The sequence below is a fragment of the Pseudomonas sp. S2_B07 genome, assembly GCF_054668435.1.
Genome location: NZ_CP162769.1, coordinates 6,400,461 through 6,415,099, shown reverse-complemented (window position 1 = coordinate 6,415,099; position 14,639 = coordinate 6,400,461). Strand labels below are relative to the sequence as shown.

Genomic DNA, 14,639 nt, shown 5'->3' with positions numbered 1-14,639 from the left:
TTGTACGACGACGCATGTATTCAGGACGATGCGCCTCGCCGGGACATCGGCGAGGCGTTTTAAGTCAGAGAGGCAGGCTTGATGGCTGATCGTCAAGGGTCAGTTCGACACTGTCGCGGTACTCGGGCACGGACACTGACCACCCCAGTTCCAGACTGATGCGTCGGCGCAATACATCCGCGGCGTTGGGCTCGCCATGTACCACATAAGTATGCTTCGGCGGTCGTTTGAACCCGCGCAACCACTGGATGATTTCATCAGCGTCGGCGTGCGCGGACAACGTTTCCATGGGCACCACCTCCGCCCGGATGGGCACGTCTTTACCGTGGATGCGCACCGACGGCGCACCGGCGACGATCTGCGCACCGCGAGTGCCTCCTGCCTGGAAGCCTGGGACCAACAGGGTATTCAGCGGATTCGGCGCCAATGCTTTGAGGTGGTGCAGCACCCGCCCTCCTGTCGCCATGCCGCTGGCGGCGATAATCACCGCCGGGGTGCGCTGCTGATCCAAATTAATAGAGTCACGAGTCGACCGCACAAAGTGTGTGCCCAGGCACATGCCTTCGCAGTCCTCCAGCGACAGCCGATGCTCACTGCGAAAGCGCTGGTACAAGCGCGTGACATCTGTCGCCATAGGGCTGTTGAGGTAGATCGGCAGGTCTGGAATGGCATGCGTCTGTTTCAGCCGATACAAGTAATACATCAGCAATTGAGCACGCCCGACAGCAAACGATGGCACCAGCGTGATGCCATAACGCATGGCCGTGCGATTGATGACCTCGGCCAGTTTTTTCTCCGGAGGCTCGTCAGGGTGCAGACGGTCACCGTAGGTTGACTCAATGAGCAAGAAATCAGCTTGTTCGATGGTTTCCGGCGCGAACATCAGCGGGTCGTTCGGCCGCCCCAAATCCCCGGAAAACACCAGCGTTACGCCATCGGCCACCACTTCGACGGTGGCGGCGCCCAGTATGTGCCCGGCGCCGCGCAACTTAATGCTCATGCCGGGCACAATGTTCACCGGGTGATGCAACTCCAGGGGTCGCAACAGCTTCAGCGCCCGTTCAGCGTCTTGTTCGGTGTAAAGCGGTAGCGCCGGTGCGTGTTTGGAGTAGCCATGCCGATTGGCAAACTCGGCTTCCTCTTCCTGTAAGCGACCACTGTCTCGCAGCAGGATTTTCACCAGCTCACAAGTCGCCGCCGTGGCATAAACCGGCCCGCGATAACCGTTGCGCACCAGCACCGGCAAGTAGCCGCTGTGATCAAGATGAGCATGAGTCAGCACAATGGCGTCGAGATCGCGGACCGGCAGCTGAAAAGGGTCCCAGTTATGCAATCGCAGTTGCTTGTAGCCCTGAAACAGGCCGCAATCGATCAGCACATGCTGGTCCCTGTGTTCCAACAGGTATTTGCTGCCTGTGACCGTGCCTGCCGCACCGAGAAATGTCATTCGCATGGCCGTCTCCTTGATCATCCATGGGGGCGCGATGGCTTGACGATCATCAAGCTGCACGGCGCCTTGTTCAGCACACTCTCGACGGTACCGCCGATGAACCGGTCGATCCCGTGATGATAGGCGGTACCCAGCACCACCAAGTCAAAAGCCTGTTGTCGAGCAAACTTCACGATCACCTTGTGAGGGATGCCCTTCAGCAGATGTCGGCGTTTCTTGTCGATGCAATAACGTTCGGCAAGCGCATCAAAGGCCTCTTGCTGAGCATCATTGATCGCATCGCTCAAACTGTTCTCCAGGCTCAGTGTCGGCACACTTCTCTCGGTATCCCCCACCACCGACCAGTTGCTGACGTTGAGTACGTGCAAGTCGGCGCCACAGGAGGCCGCCACTGTCGAGGCCAGATCGAGAATCCGGTCATTAAGCCCGTGGCTCAGCTCTTCGAGATGGGACAAATCGACTGCCGCAAGAATGCTCATCGGCTTGGAATTTTTTGCGTCGCTGACCAGATGCAAGGTCGCCGGACAGTCGCGCAGCAACAGCCAGTCAAGGGGCCGGTGGAACGCGCGGTCGAGTACCGGCACATGCGTGGCGTCCTTGATGACCAGGTCCGCATGGAAGTCATTGACGTATTCCACTATGTGCGCAGGGGTGGACCTGGACCAGACGACTTCGGTGGTGACCTGCATACCGATGCATTGATGAAACCGGGCTTGTTGCTCCAGCCAGTGTCGGTGCACCTGCAGGTAGCCCTCCCGCGCCTGAGCCATTGCATCGTGATCAAACAACCCGGCCACCGCCAGCACCTGCACATAATCGAATGCGACGATGTGCAACAGCGCCCCCGTGGCACAGGCCAGCGCATGCGCGCGATCAAACGCCGGGGTGCGGATCATTTCGCAAGGGGCAATCAACAGGATACGTTTAAGTTTGAGCATCATAGACCTCGTCCCGCGAGCGCTTTACCTGACTGACGGCCAGCCCGCCGTCCAGCCTGAGGCTTCCTGCCATGGCTGATTATTTAAGTTTCGCTTTATCGGTTATTCGATTGGCGCGCTGGTTGGCCTCATCGGCAGCCCGTTGTGCTTGCTCCGCTTTGTTGTACGCCTCATCGGCCCGCAGCCGAGCGGTCGCGGCGTTGTTTTCAGCGGCCTCCAATCGCGCGTCAATTTCCTGAGCGTGCCGATGACTGCAACCGGCGGTCGTTGCCAACAAGATACTCAGTAGTACAAAGGACAAGCGCTTGCTCATGACTTTTCCCCTCGGTTTATCGCAGCGGTGTACTTCACCTGGATTGCCAAAGTATCGGACGCCAGCGCTTGCGCACTCTGATTTTTGTCAACTTATAGCTCGCTGACAGTGAGTGAGTGGCTCACTGAAGCCTTGTTGATTTAACTCAATGTTTTTATGCCGCCGGGGCGTAGAAAAAGTGAACCGGGTCCAGGCGGCTTAAAGGCCGCACCTGAAACAGAGGGCGCTGTCATGAGCAACTTGAGTTGGCGTAAAACCATCCTGGAAGCACTTGAGTTCAAGCCTGAAATCAACGCCGCCAATAGGGAAGTTGCCCTCCGGGCGACTCAAGACTGGCGGCCCTGCCCCTGTCTTCTTGCTGAGTGAACGTCATGAAAAAAACACACCAGTGGAACCTCTCCTACTTCCTGATCGCGTTTGTCGTGTTCACCCTCACTCAGTTACTGTTTGTCGATCGTCACGTTGTGCAGAACATTCCCTACAGCCAGTTCCTGCAATTGCTGAAGGAGCAAAAGGTCAGCGACTTAAAGGTCGAAGCAGGTCAGATCAGCGGCAAACTGCAAGAGCCTATCGAAGGGCACTCCTTGTTCTCGACGGAACGGGTCGATCCGGCGCTGGCGGCGGAGCTTGCCCATTCGGGTGCCAGCTTTGCCGGAGTCAACGAAAATACCTTTCTGAGCGGCCTGCTGGGCTGGCTGCTGCCGTTCGCCCTCATCATGGTGGTCTGGCATTTCCTGTTTCGCTCAATGGCGGAAAAACAAGGAATGGGAGGGTTGATGAGCATCGGAAAGTCGCGGGCCAAGGTGTTCGTCCAGCGCGATACCGGAGTGACCTTCGCCGATGTGGCGGGTATCGATGAAGCCAAGACCGAACTGGTGGAAATCGTTTCTTTTCTCAAGGACAAGGCCAAATACGCACGCTTGGGGGCGCACATCCCCAAAGGCACCCTGTTGGTCGGTCCGCCGGGAACCGGCAAGACCCTGGTCGCCAAAGCGATCGCCGGGGAAGCCGGTGTGCCGTTTTTCTCGATCTCGGGGTCGGAGTTCGTCGAAATGTTCGTCGGGGTGGGAGCCGCACGGGTGCACGACCTGTTTGAACAAGCGCGGGAGGCGGCGCCCTGCATCATCTTCATCGACGAACTGGATGCGCTGGGCAAAATGCGGGGCGTTGGTGCATTTGGCGGCAATGACGAAAAAGAGCAAACCCTCAACCAATTACTCGCGGAACTGGACGGATTCGATCCTCGTGAGGGCGTTGTATTGCTGGCCGCGACCAATCGGCCAGAGATCCTCGACCCGGCGCTGCTGCGAGCCGGCCGAATCGACCGTCAGGTGCTGATTGATCGCCCGGACCGAAAAGGCCGGCAAGCGATCCTCAAGGTCCACCTGCAAAAGATCACCACAGAGCCGGGCCTGGATGGCGAGCGTATTGCCGACATCACCACGGGCTTCACGGGCGCGGACCTGGCCAACCTGGTCAACGAAGCGGCCATCGTCGCCACTCGCCGCGGCGCGGAGTCGGTCAACCTGGACGATTTCACTGCCGCGGTGGAACGTATCATCGCGGGGGTTGAACGCAAGAGCAGCCTGCTACGCCCCGAGGAGCGCCAGGTGGTGGCGTATCACGAGATGGGGCATGCCCTGGCTGCCAGTAGCCTGCCGGCCATGGACCCCGTTCACAAAGTATCAATCGTGCCTCGCGCCATCGGTTCCCTGGGCTATACGTTGCAACGACCGACCGAAGATCACTTCCTCATCAGCTGCCAGATGCTCAAGGACCGGATTGTCGTCCTGATGGCCGGACGCGCCGCCGAATACCTTGCTTATGGCCAGATTTCTACCGGGGCGGCCGATGACCTGGCCCGTGCCACTGATATCGCCCGGCAATTGATCACCCGGTTTGGCATGAGCGACGAACTTGGGCAGTCGGTGCTGGAGCGGCAAAGCGCGACGTATCTGGGCGAACATATGGGCGGCGGCGAGCGAGACTATTCAGAACAGACCGCCAGGGAAGTTGACCTGGGTATTCGTGCCCTGCTCGATGAAGCTTATGGACGGGCGAAAGCCTTACTCCACAGTCGGCGGGCTGATCTGGATGCCGGTGCACGCCTGCTGCTGGAAAAAGAAACCCTGACGCCGCAAGAATATCCACCACTGATGCCGATCAAACCCGCCCAGGCCCCGACACAACCGAACGTGGCACCTGCCTGAGGAACGTCCCTTGTCGCCCCCCTTTGGCGCAGTCCTTCACACCTACGCTGCCACCGGAGGTTTGCCATGCTGGCCGTTACCTTGATCAATACACTGGTGGTCATCGTTGTCGTGGTGATTCATTACGAATGCCTGCTACGCCTGAACGATTGGCTGCCCCGGCTCAAGCTTTGGAGCCGCTTCAGGATTGTTGTCGGGGTGTTCGGCGCGCTGCTGGCCCATGCGCTGGAAGTCTGGTGCTTCGCGCTGGTCTATTACCTGATGGTGCGTTCCGGCGAATGGGGCGGCCTGACAGGCAACTTTGATGGTTCTCTGCTGGACTGCGTCTATTTTTCCTTCACGACCTATACGACGATCGGGTTCGGCGATATTTCGCCCGTGGGCAATCTCAAATACCTGACCGGCCTGCAAGCCTTGACCGGCCTGGTACTCATCACCTGGACGGCCTCGTTTCTGTTTCTTGAAATGCAGAAATACTGGAAGCGCAAATAGCAAACGCCGACCTCGCGCTCTCTGTCACGCCCACCGGTCAGTCGGGTCTGACCGCCCCGCCCTCTTCAGACCGCCAAGACGCTGCAAGGCACCTGATACAAAATATGCTCGGTTGTGCTGCCCAGAAGCTTACCCATTCCATGGGACTGGACTTTGCCCATCACAATCACATCCACTTGATGATCGAAGGCAAACTCGCTCAATGCTTTGACGGGGTTTCCTAAAATGAAATGTCGACGATCAGAGGCCACCCCATACCGACCGGCCAACTTGAGGAATGACTTCTCCAGGTCACTGCGCAGCGCTTTGGTCAGGTCAGCCAGCGTCAGGCCATCCATGTCTGCCAGGAAGGCGGCGGAAATATCGCAGGCGTACAGCAAATGCAACTCGGCATCACACTGTATGGCGAGGCCGCTGGCTTGCTGGATGATCCGGTCATTGAGCTCGTCGTCGGGAGACTCGGTTTCCGACACTTCGACCGCCGCCACAACCCTGCGTGGCAAGACAAAGCCGCTCCCGCCCACCAGATAAACCGGTACCGGGCAGTGACGCAGCAGATGCCAGTCCAGAGGCGTGAAAAAAGCACGTTTGAGCACCGATTCATGCTGAACCTCCTTGATCAGCAGGTCGGGCTGCATGTCCGAAACGTGATCGAGAATGTCTTGCGGCAAGTCATCCGCCCATGCCACCTCGGTGGTCACATTGATCCCCCGGTCACGCAGGTTTCTTGCCTGCTCCTTCAGCCAGTCTTGATGGTCCTGCAGATACCGCTCCCGAGCCATTTTCCGGTCGCCTTCCTCGAGCAGTGACAACATTTTCCACGGAGCAATCAAGGCGGCAATATGCAAATTCGCATGGCTGGCCTTGGCCAGTGCTGCGGCATGATGGATTGCCTGGGAATGGCGCAGGGCCGGGTTGATGATCAGTAACAACCGTTGATACTGGCTCATGATCTGCCTCCAGTCAGGTGGGGGTTGAACGTCGCTTGCTGCCTGCTGCCTGCTGCCCAGGCTCGCGGTGGCGTTTCGCTGGATCAGGCGCCAGCGTGACTTTAGAGTCCTCCTGCGGCACCTGCGTGACCTTGATTTAGATCAGCTCCCCCACCTCAACCATCGGCCACAGGCGTCCACTGCCAATTCAGCACCTCGGGCATGTCTTGCCCGTGCTCGATGAGGTAGAGCTTGTGTTTTTCCATCGTCGACCAGTATCGCGACCGCGCGTTTTGCAGTTGATCATGCAGACGGGGAACTCGCTCGATGACGTCCAGCGCCAGTTGATAACGGTCCAGGTTATTGATCACGGCCATGTCGAACGGCGTCGTGGTCGCGCCCTCCTCCTTGAAGCCACGGACGTGGAAATTGTCATGATTAGTGCGTTTGTACAGCAGGCGGTGGATCAGCGCGGGGTACCCGTGGAAGGCGAAAATCACCGGTTTATCGACCGTAAACAGCTCATCAAACGCCGTGTCCGGCAAACCATGGGGATGCTGGAAGGAAGGCTGCAGCACCATCAGGTCGACCACATTGATCACCCTGACGCGCAAATCCGGAACGTACTCGCGCAACAAGGTGACTGCCGCCAGGGTTTCCAGGGTCGGCACGTCACCGGCGCAGGCCATCACCACGTCCGGGTCCTGATCATCCCGGCATGCCCAGTCCCAACGGCCGATCCCCGTCTGGCAATGTCGGATGGCCGCATCAATATCCAGCCACTGCCACTCCGGTTGTTTGCCGGCGACGATGACGTTGATGTAATTGCGGCTTTTCAGGCAGTGGTCAGCCACCGACAACAGGCAATTGGCATCGGGCGGCAGGTAGATCCGCACCACGTCTGACTTTTTATTCGCCACCAGATCGATGAACCCCGGATCCTGGTGGGAGAAGCCGTTATGGTCCTGACGCCAGACATGGGACGTCAGCAAGTAATTGAGCGAAGCAATGGGTTTGCGCCATGGCACTTCGGCAGCGGTTTTCAGCCATTTGGCATGCTGATTGACCATCGAATCGACGATATGGATGAACGCCTCGTAACAGGACAGCAAACCATGGCGACCTGTCAGCAAATAGCCTTCGAGCCAGCCCTCGCACACCTGCTCGCTGAGGATCTCCATGACCCGGCCATCGACCGACAGGTTCACATCGTCTGGTTCCAGCGGTTCCATCCAGGCTTTGGCGCTGACCTCGTAGACCGCATCCAGTCGGTTCGAGGCCGTTTCATCCGGGCCGAACAAACGAAAGTTTTTCGTTAACAGGTTGTTTTTCATCACATCGCGCAAAAACGTGCCCAGTACCCGCGTGGCCTCCGCGCGCCGGCTGCCAGGCTCCTCGAGCTTCACCGCATAGTCGGTGAACTGCGGCAGGTCCAGCGCCCGCAACAGCAAGCCACCGTTGGCGTGGGGATTGGCACTCATGCGTCGGTGGCCGGTGGGAGCCAGTGCAGCGATTTCGGGCTGCAAGGCGCCATTGGCATCAAACAGTTCATCCGGGCGGTAGCTGTTGAGCCATTCCTCCAGTTGCCGCAGATGAATCGGCTGCTGGAAATCGGCCAGAGGCACCTGATGCGCACGCCAGGTGCCTTCGACGTGAAGGCCATCGACGAATTTCGGGCCGGTCCAGCCTTTGGGGGTGCGCAACACCAACATGGGCCAAAGCGGCCGTTCTGGCGCTCCGGATTGCCGAGTCTGGCGCGCCTCGCGCTGAATCTCGCGGATTTTCAGCACCATCGTATCCAGCGTCCGGGCCAGGGCCTGATGCACCTGCGCCGGATCATCGCCCTCAACGAAATAAGGATCGTAGCCATAGCCATACATCAGGGCTGACAGTTCATCTTCACTGATTCTGGACAGCACCGTGGGGTTGGCGATTTTGTAGCCATTGAGGTGCAGGATCGGCAACACCGCCCCGTCACGTGCGGGGTTGAGGAACTTGTTGGAGTGCCAGCTGGCCGCCAGCGTACCGGTTTCCGCTTCGCCGTCTCCGATCACGCAAGCAACGATCAGTTCAGGGTTGTCGAAGGCGGCGCCGTAAGCGTGGGCCAGGCAATAACCCAGTTCGCCACCTTCATGGATCGAGCCCGGGATCTGTGCCGACACATGGCTGGAGATCCCGTACGGCCAGGAAAACTGCCGAAACAGACGAATCAGGCCGTTGGTATTGCGCTCCACCGATGGACGGAATTCGGTGTAGGTCCCCTCCAGATAGGTCTGCGCAACAACCGCAGGCCCACCGTGTCCGGGACCTGCGACAAAAAGCATGTTCAGGTCGTACTGGTTGATCAGGCGGTTAAGGTGGGTGTAGATCAGGTTAAGCCCCGGTGTTGTCCCCCAATGGCCCAGCAACCGAGGTTTGATGTGTGCCAGGGTCAGGGGCACCTTGAGCAAGGGGTTATCTTTGAGGTAGATCTGCCCGACAGCCAGGTAATTGGAAGCCCGCCAGTAGGCGTCCAGCCCTTCCAGTTGCTCATCATTCAGAAAATTACTCATGAAGTTCCCCGCCCATCGTCGGACCTGCCGATTGTCATGGGTCGATTCTGGGTGCCTGAAACGCTCAGGACTTGATTTACATCAAGTTTCAAAGTGGCGGCGCCAGTCAAGGTGCCGGAGGGCCCCCTGTATCTCGGCTCCCAATCCGCGCGGGGCATTCCCCATTCGTCGAATACCCCGCCATACCCCGCAATGAAATGCGCGTGCGGGGCAGCACCACCTATGCTTAATGCACCCCACCCAGATGGCGTCGTTCCCCATGCCTGAAACCCGCCCACTTCAAATTCATCACCTCAAGGCAGCGTGCTCCAACTGCAGTGTGCTGGAGCTGTGTCTGCCAATCGGTTTGAGCGGCCCGGAAGTCGAACGCCTTGATACCCTGATCGTGCAACGTTTCAAGGTAAAAAAGGGGACAGCGTTGTACCGCACGGGAGATCCCCTGCTTTCGCTTTACGCGGTCCGCATCGGCTCATTCAAGACCAGCATGCTGTCAGTGGATGGGCGTGAACAGGTCACTGGCTTTCACATTCCGGGCGAGATGCTCGGTCTGGATGCCATCAGTGCCGACGAACACGCCTGTAATGCGTTTGCCCTCGAGGACAGCGAAGTGTGTCCCATCCACTTTGCGCAGCTAGAGAAACTCGCCCAAAACCTGCCGTCGCTGCAGCACAACCTCAACAGGCTGCTGAGCCGTGAAATCGTGCGTGATCACTCCATGCTGATGCTGATGGGCAACATGAACTCGGATGAGCGGCTGGCAGCCTTTTTACTGAACCTGTCGCAGCGCTTCAGTATCCGTGGCTATTCATCCAGGGACTTCGTTCTGAAAATGCGCCGCGAAGAAATCGGCTCCTACCTGGGGTTGCGGCTGGAAACCATCTGCCGGGGCATTGCTCACCTTCGGGATCAAGGTTTGGTGGAAATCGCCGGCCGAGAGGTAAAGATCCTGGACCTGGAAGGGCTCAAGCAACTCGTCGCCGGTTGTCACCGTCCCCAGCGCTGACACTTGCACGTCTGGAGAAACATCATGCGTGCCATGGTGCTACAGGTTGCCGGCGCGCCCTTGCAACGGGAAGACCGCCCCATCCCGATACCCGCCGCCCACCAACTATTAATCAAAGTCCTGGCTTGCGGGGTCTGCCGCACCGATCTGCATCTGGTCGACGGGGAATTACCGCAAGCAATACTGCCGCGGGTGCCGGGTCATGAAATCGTCGGTGAAGTCACTGCAGTGGGCGCTGACGTCGCGTCCGACTGGATCGGCAAGCGGGTGGGCGTACCGTGGCTTGGCTGGACGTGTGGTCAGTGTGCGTTCTGCACCTCAGGCCAGGAAAATCTTTGCGATAAGGCGCAATTCACCGGATGTCATCTGGACGGTGGTTACGCCGAATACACCGTCGCCGACAGGCGTTTCTGCTTCCCGATTCCCGACAGTCTCTCGGACATTCAAGCGGCACCGCTGCTGTGTGCCGGGCTAATCGGCTTTCGGGCGTTACAGATGGCAAAAGGAGCACGGCACCTGGGCCTTTATGGTTTCGGGGCGGCAGCGCATCTGGCAATCCAGGTGGCGCGAGGCCGAGGGCAGAAGGTGTATGCCTTCACTCGACCAGATGACCACGAAGGCCAGGACTATGCCCGATCCTTGGGTGCCGAGTGGGCGGGGGCATCGGATCAACCACCGCCGCACTTGCTCGATGCCAGCCTGATTTTTGCGCCTGTCGGTGCGCTGGTGCCGCTGGCCCTGGCCACGACCATCAAGGGCGGATGCGTGATATGCGCCGGTATTCACATGAGCGACATCCCGGCGTTCCCCTATCGTCTGCTGTGGGGCGAACGCAGCATTCGCTCAGTAGCCAACCTGACCCGCGACGACGGCACGGCATTTTTTCAGGAGTTGCAACACACGTCCGTGCATTGCGACGTCACCCGCTTTGCCCTGGACGATGCCAACCAGGCACTGGAATGCTTGCGGGCCGGTCAGTTCAATGGCGCCATCGTGCTCACACCTTGACGCCCTGCCGGACCGCCAGAATGCTGCCCGGCACCGAATACAGCGCCCGTTCGGTGTTACTGCCGATCAAGCGGTCAATCCCCACTCGGTGCACAGTGCCCATCACCACCACATCCGCCAGGTATTGCTCGACAAATTCACTGATCACCGGCACCGGCAGGCCCATCACGAAATGCCGCCGCTCAGGCGGCACGCCGTAGCGATCCGCCAGGGTGACAAACGCCAGGTGCAAGGATTCACGCAGTTCCTCGATGTAGTCCACACCCCAGCCCCCCGGACAGTGGCGCATCACCATTGAAGGCGGGCGACAAATCGTAGGCATATAGCAGGTGCAACGGGGCGTCGCATTGCAGGGCCAGGGCATTGGCCGTCTGGATGATGGTGTCGTTCAGTCCGCTGATTTGAGTCGAGGGATCAAACGGGTCCACAGCGGCCACGACCCGGTGCGGCAAGCTGTAACGAACCTGATTGACCAGGTGCACGGGAACCGGGCATTCGCGCAGTAGATGACAATCGAGTGGAGTAATGAACACTCGCTTGAGCACCGGCTCCAGGATGACATCCTTGATCACCAGGTCGGGTTTGAGTTCTTCAACCGTTTTCAGGATATCCAGCAATGGATGGGTCGTGAAGATCACTTCCACCGTGACATCCAGCCCTTGGCCACCCAGCTGCTCCACCTCATCCGCCACCCAGCGACGATAGCGGCGCAAGTAGCGCTGATACCCGGCGTCGTCCGTTTTCTCTTCCCACAAATGCACGATCGGCGCCGGCTCGACAAAGGCCCGCACATCCAGCGCCGCCCCGCTCACCTTGGCCAGCGCGACGGCGCGCAGCAAGGCGGGAGATTGATGCAGGGTTTGGTCGGCAATCAGCAGCAAACGATGAAATTGACCCATCACACACCTCCGCTCGACTCCGGTCGTTAAGCGCCGGTTGCTCCAAGACTGCGCTCGGCACCCTCCTTCCCGTTGATTTACATCAAACACACGTCAATCAGCGCCCCACATTACGGGCATCTGATCCAGATCAGGTTTGACCGCTGCCAACGGCGTAGAAAGGAATGAGCCGTGCGGTTCGTCACCGCGCGCACACTGTACAAACCGGATGGAGGATCTCCCCATGCTTACCGTCAAAGACCACAACGAACGGGCTGCAGCGGCTTACGCTGCGGTCCTCGGGCAATACTGGATCGAAGCGCTCAAGGACGGCCGGCATGTATTGATCCGGCCGCTGGCAGAAAAAGACCGCGACCGTGAATACGCGTTTATCAAGCGACTGTCGCCCGAATCCCGGCACATGCGTTTTCTCGCACAGATCAACGAGCCCGGCGCTGCGATGCTCGATCAGTTGATGGACACCGATAACAAAAAGCGCGTCGCCTACATCGCGCTGGTTCACGAAAACGGCCAATTGATCGAGATCGGTATCAGCCGTTACGCTGCCACCGATGAGCATGAATGTGAATGCGCCGTGACGGTCGCCGACGACTGGAAGCACCTGGGGCTGGGGACGTTGCTGATGGAGCATCTGATCAAGACGGCGCGCAAAAACGGCTTTCGCCAGATGTATTCGGTGGACGCCGCCAGCAATACATCGATGCGCGACCTGGCCCGGACACTGGGCTTCGATACACACAATGACCCCGATGACGCCCGTCAGGTGATTCACCGCCTCTGCTTGTAAACAAGCGCCCCACGATGTGCAGGCCAACGGCACATCGTGGGGCGCTTTGGCACTCAGGATTGCAACGCCCTGCCCGGTTTTATCGCCAGCACACTGCAGGGGGCCCGGTGCAAGAGCTGTTCGGCGGTAGTCCCCAACAATTTGTTCAACCCATAATGCTGCACCGTCCCCATGACAATGATGTCCGTATGATGCTCGGCGACAAAATCACAAATACTCGTCAGCGGTGACCCCTCGATGAAATGCCGATCCTGCGGTGGCACGCCATGTCGCTCGGCGATGGCTGCAAACGCTTCGTGCTGCGCCGCCCCCAGGGCTTCATAGATCCCCGTGGCCATGGGCAGTGCGCCAAAGCCAATGTCCTGGGCATAGATTGCCGTCCAGTCGTACACATGCACCAGATCAAGCCGGGCATCACACAGGGCGGCAAGCTTGGCGGCTGCGTCAATGATCTGGTCATTAAATACATGGTCCTGGTCTTCACTGCGCAAGACATCGATGATCGCCAGCACATTGCGGGGGCGTGGATGAACGGCATTGGTCACCAGATGCACCGGCGCCGGACAATCGCGCAGAAGCTGCCAATCCAGTGGCGTGAAAAACACGCGCTTCAATGCCGACTCTTCCTGGGCATCCTTGATAATCAGTACCAGTGGCATCTCGTTGACGTAGTGCAAAACCTCCTCATAAGGGTGCTGTACCCACACCACCTCACTGGTGACCTCCACGCCCTGTTGGCTCATCGACGCGGCTTGCTCCGCGAGCCATTGCCGATGGCTTTGCAGATAACCATCACGGGCGAGACTCATTTGCTCAGAGGCAAACAGACCGGCCACCGCCAAAGCTTGCAAATAATCGAACGCGACGATGTGCAACGGCAATTGCATGGCCAGTGCCAGCGCGGCGGCACGGTCGAAAGCCGGTGTACGGGTCATGGCTGGGGGGGCAATTAACAGTAAACGCTGAGTCTGCGACATGGGGCACCTCGGCACACGGCCATCAGGATAGAGATAACAGGCATCCAGATTGAGCGTTCCTGCCGCGGCTGACTTGATCTTGATCAACCGCCCCCCTTTCCCTTCGGCCTACCCTGAATTGGGGCTTAACGCATCAATGGCGGTATCGGAGGGGGCAATGATCGAATATGACCAGCAGTTGTTGGTAAGAGCATTGGACGCTGCGACAAATCCGGTATTGATCACCGAGCGCACGGGCTGCATCGTCTGGATCAATAAGGCGTTCTGCCTCTTGAGTGGCTATTCAAAGCCCGAGCTGGTCGGGAAAACCCCGCACCTGCTTTCTTCGGGACGACAAAGCACCACCTTTTATCGGGACCTGTGGCTGACGATCCTGGCGGGGCTGACCTGGCAGGGAGAGATGGTCGAGCGACGCAAGGACGGAGGTCATTGCACTGTCAATCAGGTCATCACCCCAGTGATTGACGATCAGGGGGTGGTGACGCACTTCATCGCCATTTTGCACAACTTCAAAGTGAGGGATGAGGAACGCGCGAATATGCAGCAACTGGCGTTTCACGACACCTTGACCGGGTTGCCTAACCGCAGATTGTTTCTGAATCTGCTTGAACAGGCGATGGAACACGCCACGACATTCCAACAGTCGCTGGCACTGATGTTTATCGATCTGGATCGCTTCAAGTCCATCAACGACACGTTGGGACACGGCTGTGGCGACAAGCTGCTTATAGCGGTTGCCGAACGCCTGGGCCGGTCCGTGCGCAGGTCCGATGTCGTCTCCCGCTTGAGCGGCGACGAGTTTGCGATTCTGATCACGGGTGTGGATCAACGGGACCAGATCGAGGCCTTGGCCAATAATCTGATTGCCGCGATTGATCAGCCCTTCATGATCGATAAACATCATATAGAAACGCGCATTAGCGTCGGCATCAGCCTGTTTCCCGCTGATGGTGTCAGCGCCGAGGCATTGCTTGAGCAAGCCGACAACGCGATGTACCACGCAAAAAAAAACGGCGGTAATGCCTGTCGCTTCAGTGGCCTGATCCCGTCCTCTGTTTAAACATTCAAGACAACAAGTTGT

12 protein-coding genes and 1 pseudogene are annotated in these 14,639 nt (G+C 58.6%); 6 read left to right on the top strand and 7 right to left on the bottom strand.

What is annotated here, in order from left to right:
* Positions 1-64: 64 nt before the first annotated feature.
* From AB4N43_RS29480 to AB4N43_RS29470, 3 genes are all read right to left on the bottom strand, one after another.
* On the bottom strand, positions 65-1,453 hold the full coding sequence (locus tag AB4N43_RS29480; protein ID WP_228758760.1) for an MBL fold metallo-hydrolase RNA specificity domain-containing protein: 1,389 nt from the start codon (positions 1,451-1,453) through the stop codon (positions 65-67).
* A 14-nt stretch (positions 1,454-1,467) separates the two neighbouring features.
* Positions 1,468-2,388: a universal stress protein gene (locus AB4N43_RS29475; protein ID WP_460154241.1), complete on the bottom strand. Its 921-nt coding sequence runs from the start codon at positions 2,386-2,388 to the stop codon at positions 1,468-1,470.
* A 79-nt stretch (positions 2,389-2,467) separates the two neighbouring features.
* Positions 2,468-2,701 carry an Lpp/OprI family alanine-zipper lipoprotein gene (locus tag AB4N43_RS29470; RefSeq protein WP_027923599.1) on the bottom strand — a complete coding sequence of 78 codons (234 nt, stop codon included), beginning with the start codon at positions 2,699-2,701 and terminating at the stop codon, positions 2,468-2,470.
* Positions 2,702-3,072: 371 nt separating this feature from the next.
* Here AB4N43_RS29470 and ftsH point away from each other — a divergent pair, with 371 nt between their 5' ends.
* Positions 3,073-4,911 carry an ATP-dependent zinc metalloprotease FtsH gene (gene ftsH / locus AB4N43_RS29465; protein ID WP_460152595.1) on the top strand — a complete coding sequence of 613 codons (1,839 nt, stop codon included), beginning with the start codon at positions 3,073-3,075 and terminating at the stop codon, positions 4,909-4,911.
* Positions 4,912-4,977: 66 nt separating this feature from the next.
* On the top strand, positions 4,978-5,403 hold the full coding sequence (locus AB4N43_RS29460; protein ID WP_027923597.1) for a potassium channel family protein: 426 nt from the start codon (positions 4,978-4,980) through the stop codon (positions 5,401-5,403).
* Between the two features lie 65 nt (positions 5,404-5,468).
* On the opposite strand, the gene AB4N43_RS29455 is transcribed toward AB4N43_RS29460, so the two are convergent.
* The gene (locus AB4N43_RS29455; RefSeq protein ID WP_460152593.1) at positions 5,469-6,353 is read right to left on the bottom strand and encodes a universal stress protein; all 885 of its coding nucleotides are present in this window, start codon (positions 6,351-6,353) and stop codon (positions 5,469-5,471) included.
* A gap of 155 nt (positions 6,354-6,508) precedes the next feature.
* Positions 6,509-8,884, bottom strand: coding sequence for a phosphoketolase family protein (locus AB4N43_RS29450; RefSeq protein WP_460152591.1), 2,376 nt, complete (start codon positions 8,882-8,884; stop codon positions 6,509-6,511).
* 259 nt (positions 8,885-9,143) lie between these two features.
* Here AB4N43_RS29450 and fnr point away from each other — a divergent pair, with 259 nt between their 5' ends.
* Together fnr and AB4N43_RS29440 are read left to right on the top strand one after the other, a co-directional pair.
* Complete coding sequence (fnr, locus tag AB4N43_RS29445; RefSeq protein ID WP_027923594.1) at positions 9,144-9,887, top strand: fumarate/nitrate reduction transcriptional regulator Fnr; 744 nt, start codon at positions 9,144-9,146, stop codon at positions 9,885-9,887.
* A 24-nt stretch (positions 9,888-9,911) separates the two neighbouring features.
* Positions 9,912-10,895 (top strand): zinc-dependent alcohol dehydrogenase family protein, encoded by a 984-nt coding sequence (locus AB4N43_RS29440; RefSeq protein WP_460152589.1) that lies wholly within the window; start codon positions 9,912-9,914, stop codon positions 10,893-10,895.
* Here AB4N43_RS29440 and AB4N43_RS29435 read toward each other — a convergent pair.
* Positions 10,885-11,794: pseudogene (locus AB4N43_RS29435) on the bottom strand (universal stress protein). The gene AB4N43_RS29440 and the pseudogene AB4N43_RS29435 sit on opposite strands and share 11 nt — an antisense overlap.
* A gap of 223 nt (positions 11,795-12,017) precedes the next feature.
* On the opposite strand from AB4N43_RS29435, the gene AB4N43_RS29430 reads away from it, so the two are divergent.
* Positions 12,018-12,581, top strand: coding sequence for a GNAT family N-acetyltransferase (locus AB4N43_RS29430; protein ID WP_027923591.1), 564 nt, complete (start codon positions 12,018-12,020; stop codon positions 12,579-12,581).
* 53 nt (positions 12,582-12,634) lie between these two features.
* On the opposite strand, the gene AB4N43_RS29425 is transcribed toward AB4N43_RS29430, so the two are convergent.
* On the bottom strand, positions 12,635-13,558 hold the full coding sequence (locus AB4N43_RS29425; RefSeq protein ID WP_027923590.1) for a universal stress protein: 924 nt from the start codon (positions 13,556-13,558) through the stop codon (positions 12,635-12,637).
* Positions 13,559-13,715: 157 nt separating this feature from the next.
* Here AB4N43_RS29425 and AB4N43_RS29420 point away from each other — a divergent pair, with 157 nt between their 5' ends.
* A complete protein-coding gene (locus tag AB4N43_RS29420; protein WP_194940226.1) occupies positions 13,716-14,618 on the top strand; it encodes a diguanylate cyclase domain-containing protein in 903 nt (300 codons plus the stop codon).
* Positions 14,619-14,639: the final 21 nt, after the last annotated feature.